At 69.5% G+C, this 18,672-nt stretch carries 16 protein-coding genes; 11 read left to right on the forward strand and 5 right to left on the reverse strand.

Annotation, left to right across the window (positions count from 1 at the left end; translation table 11 throughout):
- Positions 1-63: 63 nt before the first annotated feature.
- The 3 genes from HUA75_RS03190 to HUA75_RS03200 all read right to left on the reverse strand — a co-directional run bounded on the left by HUA75_RS03190 (position 64) and on the right by HUA75_RS03200 (position 3,727).
- On the reverse strand, positions 64-1,038 hold the full coding sequence (locus tag HUA75_RS03190) for a CarD family transcriptional regulator (protein WP_141645913.1): 975 nt from the start codon (positions 1,036-1,038) through the stop codon (positions 64-66).
- A 72-nt stretch (positions 1,039-1,110) separates the two neighbouring features.
- On the reverse strand, positions 1,111-1,323 hold the full coding sequence (locus HUA75_RS03195) for a hypothetical protein (protein ID WP_141645912.1): 213 nt from the start codon (positions 1,321-1,323) through the stop codon (positions 1,111-1,113).
- Between the two features lie 88 nt (positions 1,324-1,411).
- A complete protein-coding gene (locus tag HUA75_RS03200) occupies positions 1,412-3,727 on the reverse strand; it encodes a serine/threonine-protein kinase (protein ID WP_174485499.1) in 2,316 nt (771 codons plus the stop codon).
- Positions 3,728-3,858: 131 nt separating this feature from the next.
- On the opposite strand from HUA75_RS03200, the gene HUA75_RS03205 reads away from it, so the two are divergent.
- Positions 3,859-4,857, forward strand: a complete 999-nt coding sequence (locus HUA75_RS03205) for an App1 family protein (RefSeq protein ID WP_174453133.1) — start codon at positions 3,859-3,861, stop codon at positions 4,855-4,857.
- A gap of 128 nt (positions 4,858-4,985) precedes the next feature.
- Positions 4,986-5,789, forward strand: coding sequence for a hypothetical protein (locus HUA75_RS03210; protein ID WP_371746044.1), 804 nt, complete (start codon positions 4,986-4,988; stop codon positions 5,787-5,789).
- A gap of 3 nt (positions 5,790-5,792) precedes the next feature.
- Here HUA75_RS03210 and HUA75_RS03215 read toward each other — a convergent pair whose 3' ends face one another.
- Complete coding sequence (locus HUA75_RS03215; RefSeq protein WP_141648208.1) at positions 5,793-7,106, reverse strand: hypothetical protein; 1,314 nt, start codon at positions 7,104-7,106, stop codon at positions 5,793-5,795.
- Positions 7,107-7,449: 343 nt separating this feature from the next.
- Between HUA75_RS03215 and HUA75_RS03220 the strand changes: the two genes are divergently transcribed.
- Positions 7,450-9,252 carry an acyl-CoA dehydrogenase family protein gene (locus tag HUA75_RS03220; protein WP_141648207.1) on the forward strand — a complete coding sequence of 601 codons (1,803 nt, stop codon included), beginning with the start codon at positions 7,450-7,452 and terminating at the stop codon, positions 9,250-9,252.
- Positions 9,253-9,262: 10 nt separating this feature from the next.
- Here HUA75_RS03220 and HUA75_RS03225 read toward each other — a convergent pair whose 3' ends face one another.
- Positions 9,263-9,970, reverse strand: coding sequence for a PilZ domain-containing protein (locus tag HUA75_RS03225; protein ID WP_141648206.1), 708 nt, complete (start codon positions 9,968-9,970; stop codon positions 9,263-9,265).
- 264 nt (positions 9,971-10,234) lie between these two features.
- Here HUA75_RS03225 and mraZ point away from each other — a divergent pair, with 264 nt between their 5' ends.
- From mraZ to mraY, 8 genes are read left to right on the forward strand one after another with little or no spacing between them, the layout of a single operon-like run.
- Positions 10,235-10,687 carry a division/cell wall cluster transcriptional repressor MraZ gene (gene mraZ, locus HUA75_RS03230; RefSeq protein ID WP_141648205.1) on the forward strand — a complete coding sequence of 151 codons (453 nt, stop codon included), beginning with the start codon at positions 10,235-10,237 and terminating at the stop codon, positions 10,685-10,687.
- A 46-nt stretch (positions 10,688-10,733) separates the two neighbouring features.
- Complete coding sequence (locus tag HUA75_RS03235; RefSeq protein ID WP_141648204.1) at positions 10,734-11,120, forward strand: STAS domain-containing protein; 387 nt, start codon at positions 10,734-10,736, stop codon at positions 11,118-11,120.
- 4 nt (positions 11,121-11,124) lie between these two features.
- Positions 11,125-12,039 (forward strand): 16S rRNA (cytosine(1402)-N(4))-methyltransferase RsmH, encoded by a 915-nt coding sequence (gene rsmH, locus HUA75_RS03240; protein ID WP_141648203.1) that lies wholly within the window; start codon positions 11,125-11,127, stop codon positions 12,037-12,039.
- Entirely contained in the window at positions 12,036-12,449 is a 414-nt protein-coding gene (locus HUA75_RS03245) for a cell division protein FtsL (RefSeq protein ID WP_141648202.1), read from the forward strand. Before rsmH ends, HUA75_RS03245 begins: the two co-directional genes overlap by 4 nt.
- Positions 12,446-14,464 (forward strand): penicillin-binding protein, encoded by a 2,019-nt coding sequence (locus HUA75_RS03250; RefSeq protein WP_141648201.1) that lies wholly within the window; start codon positions 12,446-12,448, stop codon positions 14,462-14,464. The genes HUA75_RS03245 and HUA75_RS03250 overlap by 4 nt, the downstream gene beginning before the upstream one ends.
- A 51-nt stretch (positions 14,465-14,515) precedes the next feature.
- A complete protein-coding gene (locus HUA75_RS03255; protein ID WP_141648200.1) occupies positions 14,516-16,039 on the forward strand; it encodes a UDP-N-acetylmuramoyl-L-alanyl-D-glutamate--2,6-diaminopimelate ligase in 1,524 nt (507 codons plus the stop codon).
- A 32-nt stretch (positions 16,040-16,071) separates the two neighbouring features.
- A complete protein-coding gene (gene murF, locus HUA75_RS03260; protein WP_174453136.1) occupies positions 16,072-17,475 on the forward strand; it encodes a UDP-N-acetylmuramoyl-tripeptide--D-alanyl-D-alanine ligase in 1,404 nt (467 codons plus the stop codon).
- Complete coding sequence (mraY, locus tag HUA75_RS03265) at positions 17,475-18,653, forward strand: phospho-N-acetylmuramoyl-pentapeptide-transferase (protein WP_141648328.1); 1,179 nt, start codon at positions 17,475-17,477, stop codon at positions 18,651-18,653. Before murF ends, mraY begins: the two co-directional genes overlap by 1 nt.
- Positions 18,654-18,672 lie beyond the last annotated feature (19 nt).

An 18,672-nucleotide genomic window follows, 5' to 3' on the forward strand; every position in this document is an offset into this window, starting at 1 on the left:
TCGGGGCAAAGGGCCCTCGGGAGGGGGCCATGAGCACCGCCCCCGGGACTCGGGTGTCGACTGTCAGTCCTCGCCACCCTCGGCGGGCTTCGCCTTGGGCGGACGGCCACGCTTCTTGGGAGCGGCGGGTTCGGCGCCCTCCGCCTCGGGCGGCTTGGCCTTGGGCGGACGGCCGCGCTTCTTGGGCGCGGGGGCTTCGGCGCCGGGCGGAGGAGCCTCCGGCTTCGGCTTCGGCGGACGGCCGCGCTTCTTCGGGGCGGCGGGCTCGGCGCCCTCGGCTTCCGCGGGCTTGGCCTTGGGCGGACGGCCGCGCTTCTTGGGCGCGTCTTCGTCGGAGGACTTCTCCTCGGACTCCTCGCCCTCTTCCTCGGAGGAGGTCTCTTCCTCGGACTCGGAGGCCTCGGCCTGCGGCTCCTCGTCGGAGGGCAGGTCCAGGTCTCCGTCGAGCCCCAGCAGGTCGCCATCCAGACCCAGGTCGTCTTCTTCTCCGCGCGCGAACTCGGCGGCGGTGCGCTTGGGGCGCTCGCGACCGGGCGGGAAGAGGACGATGTCGATGGCGTCCTCGGCGTTGACCTCGGCGGTCCCGAGCGCGGCGGCGACCTCCGACACCAGCAGGTGCCGGGCGTTGTCGTACAGCTCGCGCTCCTTGGTGGGCAGGGGCCGCAGCTCGCTGAGGATCTGGAGATCCTTGACGACCTCGGCCAGTCCCAGGATGCCGCCCTGGGTCATCCGGTCCAGGTTGGTGCGAGCGCGCTGCTTCCAGTCCAGGTCGGCCTTGTCACCGTCCGAGCGCAGGAAGGCGAAGACGCTCTTCACGTCCTCGGCATTGGCGACCTTGCGCACGCCGATGGCGACGATCTTGGCCTGGGGCACCATGACGACGGCGCCGTCTTCCTCGCGGCGCATCGTGACGAAGACGAGGCTCTGACCGGCCACGACCTTCGTATCGATGGCGGTGACGCGGCAGACACCCTGATTCGGATAGACGACCCGGTCGCCGACCGCGAGCTGGTTGAGTGACGCGGACCCTTCAGGCATGTCCCCCTCACGGGCAGATGGACGTCAAAGGAGGCCCGGGCTTAACACCGAGTCGCGCTCGACGCCACGAGATTACCGGTGAACCGACGCCGTGCGTTCGCCCGTTCGCTGTGCCTCCAAAAGGATGCCCAGAAGCTCCTTCTGCCGCGCGTCCAGCGCCGCCTCCACCTGCGCCTGCGTCGGCTCCGCTTCCGTGCTCCCTGGCCGCGCATCCACGCGACCGGACAGCCCCACCGTCCCCAGCACCACCGCCCCGACCACGGCCACTGCCACCAGTTTCAACATGTTGAGCCCTCCTTGTCGCTCAGGGTAGGGGGAGGGCCCGGAGGATCAACTTTTCGGCGACAGGCCGCTGCACGGCTGTAGCAACCTGCTAGCGGGTGGGGCGCTCGTTTCGCCGCTCCAGTGGAGCGGTGGGGATGACCTCCAGGAGGAGGGTGCCGGTGTTGTCGGCCAGGTTGTCGTCCGGGAAGGCGAGCTGGAGCCAGGATGCTCCCCTGAGCCGCGAGGGCTGGCCCACTTCCAGGAGCGCCAGGCCACTGGGCGAGCCGTCGGGGCCCTGGTCCGTGCCCACCAGGCCGAGCACCCGTCCCACCGGACCGCCACTCAAGCCCCGCGTCCGGGCGGGCTCGGCCGTGTAGCGCAGCACCACCTCGTAGGTGGTGCCCGGGTCCAACGCGTGGAGGGTGAAGCGGTCCGCGCGCGAGAGCTTCACGGCATGGTGGCGCGCATCCAGTCGGAACGGCGGATGGGTGGGGCCGCCCAATTCCCGCACCCGTACCTGGAGCCCGCCACGGTTGTCGTCGCGACGTGCGTCCAGCGCGAAGACATAGAGGACGGAGGCGTGGCGGATGAGCTGCTCCTCGGGGCCGAGCAGTCCGAAGGACTCGTGCGAGGACAGCTCTCCGTCGCCTTCCAGGAAGTAGCCGGCGTGCTCCACGGCCATCGGTCCACCCAGGGACATCCGTCCTTCGGTGTGCACCAGGTAGGTGCGGGCCGGGTCCAACGGCACGCGCGCGGCGGACGTCACCGGGACGCGGAAGGCGTGGCTCACGGCGGACAGACGAAGGGCTCCGGGGGCCCAGTCCGCGTCCTGGAGCGGAGGGGCATGGGGGGCCCTGGCCGCGGCGAGTGCGGCGGCGCCTGAGGCGGGAGTGTTCAGTCGTGGACGGAGGTGCGCGTGGACGGCGAGGGTGTTTCCCCGCTCGGCGCGCACCACCTGGCTCCACGGCACCATGCCGGGGATGTGGACCTCCAGCAGGTGCTCGCCGTCAGCGGGCAGGTGCGTGAGGAGGGCGGGGGTGACGGAGCCCAGCGTCCTGCCATCCACGCGAATGGTGGCGCCGGGAGGCGAGGAGCTGAGCTCCACGGAGAAGGTGCCGTTGCGCCCCATGGCCATCACCACGAGCGCCACGCCCACGGCGGCCAGCACGGGCGCGCCCAGTGCCACGGCGCGGGGCAGCCGGAAGCCAGGACGGGGTGGAGGGGCGGGGTGGGGCGGCTCGGTGGGGGCCTCGCTCTCCGGGGTGGGACCGGGCACCGCGGGGATGGGCTGGGTGGTGCGCTCGCGCCGGCCCTCGCCGGGCGTCGGGGGACGCGGCGGGGGGATGGACTCGGGCGGCGGGGGGAGTTCGAGCGGGGACGGCTCGTGGACCGTGTGTCGCTCGGAGGGGGCCTTTGCCCAGCGGGCCATCTGCGCGAGGAACTCTCGCGGCAGCAGCACGGGCCGTCCATCCGCCACCAGCTCCGTCTCGAACAGGTAGCCCATGAAGTGGGCCAGCGCGCTGGAGGAGACGTCGGGCGTGGCGGTGTGCAGGTAGCGGGTGAGGGCCTCGGCGAAGGCCTCGGCGGTGGGGTAGCGCTGCTCGCGCTCCACGGCGAGGGCGGTGAGGAGGATGCGCTCCAGGGCTGGAGGGATGTCCGGGGCCAGTTCGCGCGGACGCGGAAAGTCGCCCAGGGCGATTTTGCGCATCACGTCCGGGACGGAGCCCTCGAAGGGCAGTCGCCCGCACAGCGTCTCGTATAGCAGCGTGCCCGCGGCGAAGATGTCCGCGCGGGCGTCCAGCTCCCGGCCCCGGGCCTGCTCCGGGGCGAAGTACGCGTACTTGCCCTTGGCCTCCGCCTCGTCGGACTCGTCGCTGACGCCATCGCTGGCGAGCCGGGCCCGGGCGATGCCGAAGTCCACCAGCTTCACCTGGCCCTCGAAGCTCAGGAGCACGTTCTGCGGGCTGACGTCGCGGTGGATGATGTGCAGCGGACGGCCCCGGTCATCCAGCCGGGTGTGGGCGTAGGCCAGCCCCTTGAGCACCTCCACCGTCACCAGCAGGGCCAGCGGTTGGGGTAGGGTGTGGAGCCCCTTCTCCCGGGCGCGTCGCAGCACGCGTGACAGCGGATGCCCGTCCACCCACTCCATGGCGATGAAGTACTGGCCGCCCACTTCGCCAAAGTCGAAGACCTGGGCGATGTTGCCGTGGCTCAGCCCCGCGGCGATGCGCGCCTCGTTGACGAACATGGAGACGAAGGCGCTCTTGTCCGCGTAGCCCGGCAGGATTTTCTTGATGACGACGGGCTTGGTGACCCCCGCCACCGCCGTCATCCGGGCGCGGTAGATCTCCGCCATGCCGCCCGTCGCGATGCGCTCGAGCAACGTGTACTTGCCGAAATCGAGCCCTTCGGACGGGTGCTCCACGTGTCTTCCGGCTCCTCTGGGCGCACCGGGCCGCTGTGCTGCCCCTCCACGACTCCACGACGCCTCTTGAGGCCCGCGCGAAGCTATCATCAGGGCTCCAGGAACGTTAACACGGGAAAATTCCGTTGAACATGCTCACTCGTCTCTTTGTCCTGGGTGTCTTACTCGGGGGCTCCCACGCGGTGGCGGCGCCCGCGGTGCTGTTGGCGCCGGTGTTGGGGTTGCCCGAGCGCGTCATGCTTCAGGGGCGCGTGCTGAAGGAGGCGCCCTCGGACGGCAGCTCGGCGCTGTCGCGGAACCTGCGGCGACTGGCGGCGCCCAACTGGGAGGGCGCGAAGGTGTCGGTGCGCTTCCAGGGCGTCACCGCCATCGTGACGAGCGGGCACGACGGTGGCTTCGAGGTCACCTTGATGCCGCCCGAGGGAGGCCGCTTCAAGGAGGGCGCTTCCGAGGCGGAGGCGTGGGTGGAGGGCGCCATCACCAGCGCGCGCGTGGAGGTGCTGCCGGCGACGACATCGCTGCTGGTGGTCTCCGACTTCGACGACACGCTGGCGGTGACGCAGGTGACGAAGCCGGCGAAGCTGGTGCAGACGGCGCTGCTGAAGGACTCGGACACGCAGGAGGTGGTGCCGGGCATGGCGGCGCTCTACGGATGCCTGCGGGGGAGCGCCACGTCCTCGGCGTTCGCGCTGGTGAGCGGCTCGCCCGTCCAGTACCTGCCGCGCGTGCGCGGGTTCCTGGAGCGGCACCAGTTCCCGGCGGGCTTTGGCGTGTACCTGCGGGACCTGGGCCCGTCGTCGCTGTCCAACTACAAGCAGCCCATCATCCGCCGCCTGCTCACGCAGTTCCCGCTGCCCGTCGTGCTGGTGGGGGACTCAGGGGAGAAGGACCCGGAGGTCTACGCGCAGATTCGCGAGGAGTTCCCGGGGCGGGTGAAGGCCGTCTACATCCGCGACGCGGGGCGCACGAAGGACGTGAAGCGCTTCCAGGACATGGTGCTGTTCAAGGACGCGCGTGAAGCGGCGGAGCACGCCGTCGGCCTGGGGCTGGCGGACGCGGCCTGTGTGGCGAGTGTGCTGCCGAAGCCCTCCGTGTCGCTGCCGGCCACCGCGGGCCCGACGCCTCCATGACGTTCGTGCCGCGTGTCGCGGAGGTTCGAGGCAGCGAGGGGCGGCGGCGACTCGACTGGCTTCGCCTCGCGACCCGGCGGTGCCTCGATGCGTGCACGCGAATCGTATCTCTCGGTGCTCGACGCCTCGTGGTGCTGCTGTGTCCGCTGCTCGCGGTGGTGGGCTGTCGAGAGGAGAAGGCCGCCGAGCCGCTCCAGTCGCTGAAGCCCGCGCCATTGCCTTCGCTCGCCACGGGAGGGAGTCGAGCGTCCGAGGATGGAGGGCCTGTCGCTCGAGGCGACGTGCCCGAGTCCGCGCCCGTGTATGGCGAGGCGCTGCCGTCCAACGCGTTGCGACTGTCGCTGGCGGGTGAGCAGGTGCGGCTCGGGGGCGAGACGTTCGAGCCCTCGCGTTCGGCGTCCATCGCGCGTCTCGCGGAGCGAGTGAAGGGGCACGAAGTGGTGCTGGTGCCCGACGCGGACACGTTCCTGGCGCAGGTCTCCGAGTTGCTCGCGATGCTGCGGGACTCCGCCGAGACGGTGTGGCTAGCGCATCCGGATGCACCCGTGGCGTATCCGCTGGTCCTGCGTGACGAGGACGGTTTTCGTGTGTGGCTGGCGGAGGTGGCGCCGGGAAAGCTGCGCATCATCCAGCGCGCGGACGGCTTCGAGTTGAGCACCAGCGTGGGCAAGCTCCCGGGTCCCGATGCGAATGGTCCCTCGGTGCCGGTGCGCGAGGGGCGTCAGGACCTGGCGACGTTGCGGCACGGGTTGGGGTTGCTCAAGGGCCGCTTCAAGCAGTCCGAGGACATCTGCCTGGTCCCCTCGTTTGGCACCGAGGTCTCCCAGGCCGCGCGTGCGCTCGGAGCCGTATACACGGCCCCGGGCGAGCCCTTGTTCGACACCCTGTGCCTCGTCTTCCCGACGCCTCCTCGCGTCAGGGACGGGGGCTGACGCTCAGGGCTCGAAGCCGAACAGGAAGAGGTCCGACACGCCGCTCGCCGTCCACGTCTGCGAGCCCACCTGGAGCGTGTCGTGGAAGAGGCCGAGGACCGCGGCGCGGCCGTCCTTGGAGACGGCGACGGTGCCCTCGTCGAGACCGGGAGAGCTGCGGTCCAGGTCGCTGGGGAAGCTTTGTACCCAGCGGCGCTGGCCCTGGATGCGGTCGAACTTCGCGACGTAGACGTTGGCGGCGCTCGACGGGTTGCCGGGCAGCGGGCCCAGGATGCCCAGGTCCGAGCTGCCCGCCTGATAGCCCCCGACGACGGTGACGCCGTCGCGCTCGTCCATGGCGACGCTCTCGATGTCGAAGCCGAAGTTGTACGCCCAGCGCTCCTCGCCATCGCGCGTCCAGGCGACGACGAACGCGTCCTGGTTGATGCCGAGGTTGGCGGTGGAGGTGTGGGTCTGCCCGGCAAAGGTGAAGGTGAACGCGTACGTGCCGACCATCACCACGCGGTTGCCATGGGTGGCCAGGCCAAAGGCGAAGCCCAGCGCGCCGAGCAATCGCCGACGCCAGCGCGGCTGTCCCTCCGGCGAGAGCATGACGAGGTAGGGCTCCGAGGAACTCGTGGCCCCGAGGGCATCGCCGCCCACGAAGAAGTTGCCCTCGCTGTCGGCGGTGGCGGTACGGCCCAGGCTCTGGGTGGTGTCCGTGTCGACGAAGCGCCACAGCCGGGTGCCCTCGGAGTTGTGCTTGAGGAAGGTGAGCCTGGGGCTTCCTTGTGACGTCACGCTGTAGCCACCGATGCCGATGTTGCCGTCGCGGTCGGTCACGAGCGTCTGGACGAAGATGTCGGTGGAGAGGATGGGCCGCAGCCAGAGCAGGCGACCGGTGGCACTGAGCTTCACCAGTTGGAGGCCGTCGCTGAACAGGCTGCTGCCGGGGCTGACGCCGATGGCCTCGACGATGATGATGATGTTGCCCTGTCCGTCCACCGCGTGACGAAGCGCGTAGAGCCCGCTGATGACGCGGATGACACTCGGCTGGCCCTGGGCGTCATGACGAACGAGCGCCAGGGCCCGGTCCGTCGGCCCACCCGGTGCCTGGATGGGGCCCGCCCCTATGTCGATGCTGCCGGTGAAGTTGATGAAGGAGATGAAGCTCCCGTCCTTGCCGGAGGCAATCCGTCCGCTCTCGTCCCCGGGACCGCTGAGCTGATGGGCCCATGAGAGGCCCCCTGCGAGCGGCTCGGCGGCGGTCGACCTCGCGCTGCCCGCGATGACACCCACGACGCACAGCCACGACAACACCTGTGTCCTCATCCTCATGACATCCCCCATTCACAGGAGCCGAAGAGGGCTCCTGATTGAAGTGAGGTCGCATGGGTGGGCACTGTGATTGGCGGGGGCTCGTCCCGCCGAACGTGACTGTTTCTCACGTCACAATCTCCCGGGGCCTGGTGACTCATGGAGACGGCGTGACCGTTCCGCTCAGCGGAACGGTCGTGTGCCACCTCGGTACTGCCTGGCGAAACCGCCGGGCTGAACCCGAGAGAAAAGGGCTGGCCTGCTCGCCACTCCTCCTATGATGCGGCGCTTCATAGCTTGCCAAGGATGGGCCGACTCTCCGCTCGACGGACGTGAGGCCCTTCGCGCATCTGGGAGGTCATCGATGGCCGCAGTGAACGAGCCCGCCGCGTCGAAGGAAATTCCCACCGGAGGGGCCTTCCTCTTCCAGGAGGTCGGCACCTCCCGCTTCGTCACGCCGGAGACCTTCACCGAGGAGCAACGCCTCTTCTTCCGCACGGCGCTCCAGTTCAGCCGCGAGCAGGTGCTGCCCCAGGCGGTGCGAATCGAGCACAAGGACAACGTGCTCTTGCGCGAGCTGCTGCGCCACGCGGGAGAGCTGGGTCTGCTCAGCGTGGACATCCCGGAGGCCTACGGCGGCACGGGCCTGGACAAGACCACGTCGCTCCTGCTCGCGGAGGCGATGAGCCTCAACGGCTCCTGGTCCGTGACGTTCGGCGCGCACACGGGCATCGGCTCGCTGCCCATCGTCTGGTTCGGCAACGCCGCGCAGAAGGCGAAGTACCTGCCCAAGCTGGGCACCGGCGAGTGGGTGGCGGCGTACGCCCTCACGGAGCAGGGCAGCGGCAGTGACGCGCTGGGCGCGAAGACGAAGGCGGTGCGCTCGCCGGACGGCAAGCACTGGATTCTCAACGGCTCCAAGCTCTACATCACCAACGCGGCGTTCGCGGACGTGTTCATCGTCTTCGCCAAGGTGGATGGCGACAAGTTCACCGGCTTCATCGTGGAGAAGGACACCCCGGGCCTCACGGTGGGGCCCGAGGAGCACAAGATGGGCATCCGTGGTTCGTCCACGTGCCCGCTCTACTTCGAGGACGCGCGCGTCCCGGCGGAGAACCTGCTGGGCGAGGTGGGCAAGGGTCACAAGATTGCCTTCAACATCCTCAACTACGGTCGGTTGAAGCTGGGCGCGGGCGTGCTCGGGGGCATGAAGCTCCAGCTCGGCAACGCGCTGCGCTTCGTGCAGGAGCGCAAGCAGTTCGGCACGCCCATCGTCCGCTTCCCGCTGTCGCGCGAGAAGCTGGCTCGCATGGCCGCGCTCATCTACGCGTTGGAGAGCATGACCTACCGCACCACGGGCCTCGTCGACGCGCGCCTCGCCGCTCGCGACAAGTCCGCCCCCGGGTACGAGGGGCATCTGCTGGCCGCCGTGGAGGAGTACGCCATCGAGTCCTCCATCATGAAGGTCTATGGCTCGGAGGCCCTGGGGCAGGTGGTGGACGACGCGGTGCAGTTGCACGGCGGCGCGGGCTACATCGAGGAGTACCCCGTCGAGCGCGCCTACCGCGACGCGCGCATCAACCGCATCTTCGAGGGCACCAACGAAATCAACCGCATGCTCATCACCGGCATGCTCATCAAGCGCGCGGTGAAGGGGGACCTGCCGCTGTTCGCCATGGCGGGCAACGTGGCGGAGGAGCTGTCGCGAGGTGAGAAGCCCCGGGCCCGGACCGACGACGCGCTGGCCCCGCAGGAAGTGGCCGCCGAGGTCGCCAAGCGCCTGGCCCTCCACGGCCTGCGCGTGGCGGCGGAGACGTTCGGTCCGGAACTGGAGCAGCACCAGGAGGTGCTCGCCTCGCTCTCCGACGTGGTGATGGACGCCTTCGCCCTGGACTCGCTGGTGACGCGCACCCGACAGGCGGCGTCCGGCGGAACGTTGGATCCGGTGCGGCTGGCGCTGGTGCGCCTGTTCGCGCTCGACAGCATTCCCCGCGCCTACGACAGGACGCGCCGCGCGCTGTGCGCGACGCTCCAGGGTGACGCGCTGGACAAGGAGCTGAAGCGGCTGGCCACGCAGGACATCTTCACGCCCTACAACCCCGCGGAGCTGCGCGAGACGGTGATGGCCGCCATCGAGTCCGCCGGCGGCTACCCCTTCACGGAGTAGCCAGGCGCCGTCACGGCATCCGCGTCACGGCGTCCATGCCAAAGCTCACCCGCGCCTTCCAGGGCGCGGGGGGCAGCGACTCCAGCGCGAGCAGCGCGTCCAGCCGCTGCTGCATGGGCGCCCGCAGCCGGCCGAACGTGGCGCCGAAGCCGGGCGTCGCCTCGGTGGCGTTCTTCCGGGGCACCGACGACGTCCACACCACCTCGCCGTGCAGGAGCAGCGAGCCGCCCGTCAAATCCATCTCCAGCAGGAAGGGCGTGCCCACGCGCACGTGGCGGGGCAGGGTGGGTGCCATGACCTCCAGCCCCACGCCGCCTCGGGAGATGTCCCGGACCAGGAACGTCGGCGACAGGGGCGTGGCCTCCACCGCGCGCAGGTGCAGCGGGAGCCGGGGAAAGCGCCGCAGCCCCTCCTGCTCCTGGGCGGCGAAGATCCGCTTGAGCACGGCGTCCAGCGCGGTGCGGTCCTCGCTGGCGCCATAACGCACGGTGACCAGGTAGTTGCGCTCCTCGCGGGGCTCCACCTGCACGACTTCGCCCAAGACCTCCACGGGCCGGGGTACCCCTCCGGCATGCAGCTCGAAAGTGAAGCGAGTCCCCAGCGGGAGGCTGCGCCGCGTCTGGAGCGTGGCGCCACCTTGACCCACGCTGCGCGTGTACTCCCCCACCAGGGACTGCGGGCTCTTGTAGGCCACCTTCAGTCGCACGTTCGTGTTCACGGAGCCGTCACTCTGCGCTCTTCCCGGAGGGAGCTCAAGTTTGCCCCCTCCCCACGGGTAGGGCGCCGCGGCGCGCCAAACACCTGACCTTCCAGGTGTGACGGGTTGTCTGGATGTCGGGAACCCACTGGCGGCGTGTTCCAACCTGTTGCGCTTTCTTGACCCCCCCTGGGGGGCCGCGTATGAATGCCGCCCGGTAGTGGCAAGAAGTGGGAAGGAGTGGAGCTTCATCCCCTGAAGGGCTGAAAAGGTGGATCGTCCCCCGTGTTCCGAGGCGTCTATGAGCACCAGATCGACGCGAAGGGGCGGACCAGCCTCCCGGCGAAGCTCCGGGAGACCTTGGTGGGGGCCTATGACGAGCGGCTCATCATCACCACGGCCCTGGACCGGTGCCTCCACGCGTACCCGGTGCGGGAGTGGGAGGCGCTCGAGGCGTCCCTCGCGCGGCGCAATCCGATGGAGCCCGGGGTGAAGACGCTGATGCGCCTGTACGTGGCGAGCGCTCAGGAGTGCCCGTTGGACCGGCTGGGGCGGTTGCTGATTCCGCCGTCGCTGCGGACGTACGCGGGGCTGGAGAAGGACGTGGTGTGGGCGGGGATGGTGAAGGTGATCGAGCTTTGGAGCCGCGAGGGTTGGGCGAAGGCCCAGGAAGAGGCCCGCCAGGAAGCGGCCTCCGCGGACGTGATGAAGGTGCTTTCCGAGCTGCGGCACCAATAGCCGGAAAGTCGACAAAAGGTCGGAGTCCCGAGAGGGTGGCACGCGTATGAATCAGGTTCTGGAGGTCCGGCGGAGGGCGACGAGCGCGCTGGCGGGTGCCGAGCGCGTGGAGACGCTCATGCTGGAGGGCGAGCTGAGCGAGCAGGACCTGCTGAAGCTGTGCGACGAGCTCACCCAGCGCATGCACCGGGGCCTGCGTCAGGTGGTGCTGGACCTGTCCGAGGTAGGGCACCTCAACTACCGGGGCGTCAAGCCGCTGATGGCCCGCGCGGAGGCGTTCCGCCGCACGGGTGGAGACCTGAAGCTGTCTGGACTGTCGCCGTACCTGGCCGCCATCTTCCGCGCGGCCGGCGCGCACGACACGTTTGAAATCTACCCGCACATGAACGACGCCCGCGCCGCGTTTTCACTCGCGCGGGCTCCCTTCGTCTGACCGCGTGGGGGACTTGGACTTCCAGCATCAGACCGTCCTTCTACGTGAAGCCGTGGAGCTGCTGCGGGCCGGAGCGGGCAAGGTGATCATCGACGGCACACTCGGGGGTGGTGGCCACACGGAGGCGCTCCTTGCTCAGGGCGCGTCCGTGGTGGGCGTGGACCGCGACCCGGTGGCGCTCGCCGCCGCCTCCGCCCGCCTGGGGCCCAACCCCCGCTTCCAGGGCCGCGCCGGCAACTTCGCGGACCTGCCCCGCGTGGCCGCGGAGCTGCTGCCGGTGGACGGCGTGTTGGTGGACCTGGGGGTCTCCTCCCCGCAGCTGGATGTGGCCGAGCGCGGCTTCTCCTTCATGAAGGACGGCCCGCTGGACATGCGCATGGGCCCGGACGGCCCCACCGCCGCGGAGCTCATCGCGTCCACGGACGAGTCGGAGCTGGCGCTCATCCTCAAGGAGTACGGCGAGGAGCCCTTTGCCCGGCCCATCGCGCGCGAGCTCAAGCGCGCGCTGCCCACGCGCACGCTGGAGGCCGCCGAGGTGGTGAAGCGCGCGGTGCCCCGCAAGGCGTGGCCCACGCGGATCCACGTCGCCACCCGGACCTTCCAGGCGCTGCGCATGGCGGTGAACCAGGAGCTGGAGGCGCTGGACTCGCTCCTGGCCGCGCTGCCGTCGCTCCTCAAGGTCGGTGGCCGCGCCGCGGTCATCTCCTTCCACTCGCTGGAGGACCGCAAGGTGAAGGAGGGCTTCCGCACGCTGGAGGGCCGCTGCACCTGTCCTCCGGGCCTTCCCATCTGCGTCTGCTCCAGCGTGGGCAACTTCAGCGTGGTGACGAAGAAGGCCGTGGCCGCCTCGGACGAAGAGATTTCGGCCAACCCCCGCTCTCGAAGCGCGCACCTGCGCGTGGTGGAGAAAGTGCGATGAGCAAGGCGTCGTCCTCCCAGCGTGGCTCCGTGTCGTTGACGGGGGTGCTGTTGCACCTGTTGCCCGCCGTCCTCCTGTTCTCCCTCTTCGCCGCGGTGGGCATGCTCCATGTCACCAGCCGGGTGATGGTGGTGGACATGGGCTACCGGCTGTCCCGCGCGGAGGCGGAGAGCCGCTCGCTGACGCGGGACAATGACCGACTCAAGCTGGAGCTGGCCACGCTCAAGGCGCCGGGCCGGCTGGAGCGCGTGGCGCGCGAGCAGCTCGGCATGACGATGCCCGCTGGCAGCGCGGTGGTGTCGCTGTCCTCGGAGAAGCCGGCTCGAGGCAGCGCTTCCGCGTCCGCCCCGTCCCCGTCTCAAGACAAGCCCGGCGTACGCGTGGCGGGCCGTGGAGGTTCGGGCCGGTGAGGGATTTCAAGGCGACACGGGCCCCGGAGTCCAACGCGAAGGGACTGAAGCTGCGTGTGCAGCTCCTGTTCAGTCTCTTCCTGTTGCTCCTGGGTGTCGCCTTCGGTCGGGCCGTGCAGCTGCAGGTCTTCGAGCAGGAGAAGCTGCGCGGAATGGCGCAGGACCAGTACGTCCGCCAGATTGAAATCCCCGCCCGTCGCGGCGACATCTTCGACCGTCGCGGCACGCCCCTGGCCCAGAGCGTGGAGGTGGACTCCATCTGGGTGGATCCATCGATGCTGCCCGACGTGCGTCAGGCCTCGCGCTCGCTGGCCAAGGCGCTGAAGGTGGACGCGGACGAGCTGGGCGCCAGGCTGGCGCGCTCCAAGCGCTTCGCCTGGGTGAAGCGTCAGGCCAAGCCCCAGGAAGTCGCCGCGGTGAAGGCGCTGGGCCTGCCCGGCATGGGCTTCACCAAGGAGCCCAAGCGCTTCTATCCGCAGCGCGAGCTGGGCGCCCACGTGGTGGGCATGGTGGGCATGGACGGCAAGGGCCTGGAGGGCCTGGAGCTGGCCTTCGAGGACGAGCTGTCCGGGCAGAACTCCCGCATGTCGGGCTTCCGCGACGCCAAGGGCCGCAAGCTGCTGGTGCAGGGCGCGTTGGATCCGCTGGAGCGACAGGGCGCCGCCGTCACGCTGACCCTGGACCGGCATCTGCAGTACGTGGCCGAGAAGTCGTTGGCCAAGGCCGTGGAAGAGGCCAAGGGCATCGCCGGCATGGTGGTGGCGTTGGATCCGAAGACGGGGGAGCTGCTGGCGCTGGCCAACCACCCCCGCTTCAACCCGAACACTCCGGAGAGCATCGCTCGCGGAACGGTGCGCAACCGAGGCGCGCTGGACACCTTCGAGCCCGGTTCCACCACCAAGCCCTTCGTGGTGGCCACGGCGCTGGAGGAGAAGTCCATCACCGAGGAGAGCGTCTTCTTCTGCGAGAACGGCGCCTGGCGCGTGGGCCGCCACACCATCAACGACACGCACTCCTACGGGTGGCTGGCGCCCCGGGGCATCCTCCAGGTCTCCTCCAACATCTGCATGGCGAAGATGGCCCAGGTGCTGGGCCGCGAGAAGATGGTGGCCGGCTACCATGCCTTCGGCTTCGCCGAGCGCACGGGCCTGGCCCTGCCGGGCGAGGGCCGGGGTGTCATCCCGTTCCCCAAGGCGGAGGTCTCCCTGGCCACCCAGTCGTTCGGGCAGGGCATGACGGCCACCGCCGTGCAGATTGCGGCGGCCTATGGTGCGCTGGCCAACGATGGCGTGCTGATGCGGCCCTACCTCGTGTCGAAGGTGGTGGACCCCGACGGGGTGGTGCTGCTTGAAAACCGTCCCACCGAGGTCCGCCGGGCGGTTTCCGCGAAGGTGGCCCGGCAGGTGGTGGGCATGCTCGAAAGCGTGGTGGTCAAGGGAGGTACCGCGCCCAAGGCCGCCATGGAGGAGTACCGGGTCGCCGGCAAGACGGGAACCGCCCAGAAGGCGGATCCAGTGGCCCGGGGCTACTCGGACAAGCGGATTGCCTCCTTTGTCGGCATGGTGCCGGCCGAGGATCCGCGCATTGTCATCCTCGTGGTGGTGGACGAACCCAAGACAGACGTGTACGGGGGGCTCGTGGCTGCCCCTGCTTTCAAGGAAATTGCGACCGCTGCCATGGCCCACCTGGCCGTGCCCCCGTCTCGGACGGTGGCACCCGGGGTGGCCATGGCCGCCGCAACCCCCGTGCCTGTCGCGGCGAAGCCGGTGGCGAAGGCCACCGAGCCCGCTCGGCCGGTGTTGGAGGAGGCGGTTTCGGAGAGCCCTGAGGCCGGCACGGTGCGTGTGCCGGACGTCCAGGGCGCCGGAGGTCGCGAGGCCGTGGTGAAGCTGCTCGCCGCGGCACTCGAGCCACAGGTGATGGGCAGTGGACGTGTGGTGTCTCAAACCCCCGCCGCCGGCTCACTGGTGGAGAAGGGGGCCCGGGTGACGCTGGAGCTCGCGACGCGGCAATGAGGCCGCGCTCGTTCCAGGCCCCGCGCTTGCAATTCGTGTGAAGGGGAAGAGATGAAGCTGACGGATGTCCTCGCAGGGTGTGGTGCCGAGCAGACCTCGGGTGGTCGTTCCGCGGTCGACGTCACCGGTGTGACCCAGGACTCGCGGCATGTGAAGCCTGGCGACTTGTTCATCGCCATTCCCGGCACCAAGGAGGATGGTGCCCAGTTCATCGGGGAGGCCGTGTCACGCGGAGCCGTGGCGGTGGTCTCCGAGAAGCCGGTGCCTTCCTCGCAGGTGCCCTTCTTCAAGGTGGGCAGCGCGCGCAAGGCGCTGGCCCTCATCGCCGCGAACTTCCATGGCCGGCCGGCCGACAAGCTGACGTTGCTGGCGGTCACCGGCACCAACGGAAAGACGACGACGTCGTTCCTGTTGGAGGCGATGAGCGCGGCGGCCTACGTGTCCACGGGTGTCATCGGCACGCTGGGCTACAAGTTCGGGGGCAAGACGGTCGAGACGGCCAATACGACGCCGGATCCGCTGGAGCTGCACCGCATCTTCCGGGAGATGGTGGACGCGGGTGTGGAGACGGTGGTGATGGAGGTGTCCAGCCACGCGCTCGCGCAGGAGCGCGTGCACGGGCTGACCTTCAAGGCCGCGGGCTTCAGCAACCTGAGCCGCGACCACCTCGACTACCACAAGGACATGGAGGACTACTTCCAGGCGAAGCGGAAGCTCTTCGCGGAGAACCTGTCCTCCACGGGCGTGGCCGTCGTGAATGGCGACGACACGTATGCCAGCCGCATCTACAACGAGCAGCGCGGTCAGAAGCGCATGGCGTGGAAGTTCAGCCGCACCGGCAATGGTGAGATTTCGGCCTCGGACGTCACCTTCACGCTGGCCGGCATCACCGGCACGCTGAAGACGCCCTCGGGCGACATCGCGCTGAAGAGCAAGCTCTTGGGGCCCCACAACCTGGAGAACATCCTCCTGGCGGTGGGCATCGGCATCGGCGCGGGCTTCTCGCGCAGCGACGTGAAGGTCGGCATCGAGCGGATGACGCCCGTGGCCGGCCGTATGGAGCGCGTGGAGAACTACGGCCCCGCCGGGGCGCCCGCCGTGTTCGTGGACTACGCGCACACCGACGACGCGCTCAAGCGCGCGCTGGAGGCTGCGCGCGCGATGGCCAAGGGCCGCGTCATCACGGTCTTCGGCTGCGGAGGAGACCGGGACAAGGGCAAGCGTCCGTTGATGGGCGCGGTGGCCGCGGAGGCCGCGGACCTGACGGTCATCACCAGCGACAACCCGCGCACGGAGGACCCGGAGGAGATCATCAGCCAGGTGACGTCGGGCGTGGAGAAGGGCGGCCTGCGCCGCATCTCCGCGAACAAGGCGAAGTCGGGCGAGAAGGGCTACCTCGTCGAGGCGGACCGTCGCACCGCCATCGAGCAGGCCATTGCACTGGCGAGCGCGGACGACGTCGTCCTCATCGCTGGCAAGGGCCACGAGACCTACCAGCAGGTGGGCAAGGAGAAGCTCAGCTTCGATGACCGCCAGGCCGCCGCCAAGGCACTGGCGAGCCGCACCGCCGGCTGAGAAGGCTCGCGGACGGGACGCCCCACACCCCTATGGCAGCTCGATTCAGCGACGAAGAGGTGGTGCAGGCGACGGGGGCGACCCGGCTCGGAAGTCCCGGGCCGGCCGCCTTCGAGGCCGTCTGCACCGACACGAGGGCACTCACCCCGGGGTGCCTCTTCGTGGCGCTGGTGGGTGAGCGCTTCGACGCCCACGCGTTCGTGGACGTCGCGGCCAGGGGTGGGGCGGCCGGCGCGGTGGTGGGGCGGGGCCGTGCCCTGCCCGCGCTGCCCGCCGGTTTCACGCTCTACGAAGTCGACGACACGCTGATGGCGTTGGGTGCCCTGGGCCGCCACCACCGTCAGCGCTTCCGCATTCCCATCTGCGCGGTGGGCGGCTCCAACGGGAAGACGACCACCAAGGAGATGGTGGGCGCCATCCTCGCCACGCGGGGCCCGGCGCTGAAGACGGAAGGCAACTTCAACAACGAGGTGGGCGTCCCCCTGACGCTGTTCCGGCTGGAGCCCCAGCACGTGGCGGCGGTCATCGAGGTGGGGATGAACCGGCCCGGCGAAATCCAGCGGCTCACCCGCGTGGTGCGGCCGGACGCGGGCGTCATCACCGTCGTCCAGCCCGAGCACCTGGAGGGGCTGGGCAGCCTTCAGGGCGTGGCGGACGCGGAAGGGGAGATGTTCCAGGAGATGGGGCACGGGACGACGATTGTCGTCAACGCCGATGACCCGCTCATCCCCGCGCAAGCCGAGCGCAGTGAAGCGAACCGGCTGACCTTCGGCCGCGCGGAAGACGCGGACGTGCGGCTGGTGTCGGTGGAGACGAAGGGCCGCGACGGCATGGTGGCCACGGTGCGCCACCTGGGCCGCGAGTGGCCGGTGCGGTTGGGCTTCATCGGTCCGCACAACGCGCAGAACGCGACGGCGGCCTTCGCGGTGGCGCTGGCGCTGGGCTACACGGCGGAGGAGTGCGTGAAGGGGCTGGAGGCGGCGAAGCCGTACGCGCGGCGCCTCAACGTGGTGGACGGGTTGGGGGGCGTGACGGTGATTGACGACTGCTACAACGCGAACCCCGCCTCCATGGACGCGGCGCTGGAGACGCTGGGCACGCTGGTGACGCCCGGGGGCCGCGCGGTGGCGGTGCTGGGCGACATGCTGGAATTGGGCCCGGGCGAGCTGGAAGAGCACGCGCGGCTGGGCGGGCAGGTCGCGAGCAAGGCGGCGCTGGTGGCCTTCTTCGGCCCGCGCTCCGCGGAAGGGTTCAAGCACGCGGGGCTGGGTGGGTCCGCGGCGCATTTCACGGAGGTGGAGCCCCTGGTGGCGTGGTTGACGCCGAGGCTGCGCCCCCACGACGTGGTGCTGGTGAAGGCGAGCCGCGGAATGCGGCTGGAGCGGGTGGTGGCCGCATTGACGGGCACGACCGCATCCTCCGGAGGAAACCACTAGTGCTGTATCTGCTCTACGAGCTCATCCAGAACACGGAAGCGGGGCGGGTTCTCAACTTCCTGCGCTACCCCACCTTCCGCATCATCGCCGCCGGGGTCTTCGCGCTCGTGCTGGGCATGTTGATTGGGCCGCGCCTCATCGCGAGGCTGCGCCTGAAGCAGCACGGACAGAGCAACGTCCGCGAGGACACGCCGGACTCGCATCAGAAGAAGAAGGGCACGCCCACCATGGGTGGCGCGCTCATCCTCATCTGCATCGCCGCGGGCACGCTGCTGTTCGCGGACCTGAAGAGCCGCGCCGTCTGGGTGGTGCTGCTCCTGACGTTCGGCTACGGCTTCATCGGCTTCCTGGACGACTGGCTCAAGCTGTCCAAGCGCAACTCCAAGGGCCTGGCGGGGCGCAAGAAGATGGTGCTGCAGACCGTCTTCTTCCTCATCGCCGTCTTCGGCCTGCTGACGACGTGGACGCAGCCGGATGGCTCGTTCGGCCCCACGCTGCTCATCAACACGCGGCTGACGCTGCCGTTCATCCCGTCCCACTGGTTCAACCTGGACCTGGGCTGGTTCTACGTCGTCTTCGCCTGGATTGTCATCGTGGGCACGTCCAACGCGGTGAACCTCACCGACGGCCTGGATGGGCTCGCGATTGTCCCCACCATCGTCTCCGCGATTACCTTCGCGGTGCTCTGCTACGTCGCGGGCACCACGCTGAGCATCGCGGACTCGGTGACGGTGGGCGGCACGACGAAGCTGGTGGCCACGCCGCTGTGGCAATACCTGGGCATCCTCCAGGTGCCGGGTGGCGCGGAGCTGGCCGTGTTCTGCGCGGCCATCGTCGGCGCGGGCATCTCCTTTCTCTGGTTCAACACGTATCCGGCCTCCGTGTTCATGGGGGACATCGGCTCGCTGGCGCTGGGTGGCGCCCTGGGCGGGCTGGCGGTGCTGTCCAAGAACGAGGTCGTCTCCGCCATCATCCACGGCATCTTCTTCGCGGAGGCGCTGAGCGTGATGATTCAGGTGGCCTCCTTCAAGATGACCGGCAAGCGCGTGTTCAAGATGGCGCCGGTGCACCACCACTTCGAGCTCAAGGGCCTGGCCGAGCCGAAGATCATCGTCCGTTTCTGGATCGTCTCCATCCTCTGTGGTGGCGTGGCGCTCCTGTCGCTCAAGCTGCGCTGATTCTCCCGAGGGGTGGAAC

The sequence above is a fragment of the Myxococcus sp. CA040A genome (assembly GCF_013336725.1).
GTDB classification, from domain to species: Bacteria; Myxococcota; Myxococcia; order Myxococcales; family Myxococcaceae; genus Myxococcus; species Myxococcus llanfairpwllgwyngyllgogerychwyrndrobwllllantysiliogogogochensis.

Bases quoted from the DNA above. Each gene is read 5' to 3' on its own strand.
- HUA75_RS03190 (WP_141645913.1), bottom strand. From the start codon at position 1,038: ATGCCTGAAGGGTCCGCGTCACTCAACCAGCTCGCGGTCGGCGACCGG.
- HUA75_RS03195 (WP_141645912.1), bottom strand. From the start codon at position 1,323: ATGTTGAAACTGGTGGCAGTGGCCGTGGTCGGGGCGGTGGTGCTGGGG.
- HUA75_RS03205 (WP_174453133.1), top strand. From the start codon at position 3,859: ATGCTCACTCGTCTCTTTGTCCTGGGTGTCTTACTCGGGGGCTCCCAC.
- HUA75_RS03215 (WP_141648208.1), bottom strand. From the start codon at position 7,106: ATGAGGATGAGGACACAGGTGTTGTCGTGGCTGTGCGTCGTGGGTGTC.
- HUA75_RS03220 (WP_141648207.1), top strand. From the start codon at position 7,450: ATGGCCGCAGTGAACGAGCCCGCCGCGTCGAAGGAAATTCCCACCGGA.
- HUA75_RS03235 (WP_141648204.1), top strand. From the start codon at position 10,734: ATGAATCAGGTTCTGGAGGTCCGGCGGAGGGCGACGAGCGCGCTGGCG.
- HUA75_RS03245 (WP_141648202.1), top strand. From the start codon at position 12,036: ATGAGCAAGGCGTCGTCCTCCCAGCGTGGCTCCGTGTCGTTGACGGGG.
- HUA75_RS03255 (WP_141648200.1), top strand. From the start codon at position 14,516: ATGAAGCTGACGGATGTCCTCGCAGGGTGTGGTGCCGAGCAGACCTCG.
- murF (WP_174453136.1), top strand. From the start codon at position 16,072: ATGGCAGCTCGATTCAGCGACGAAGAGGTGGTGCAGGCGACGGGGGCG.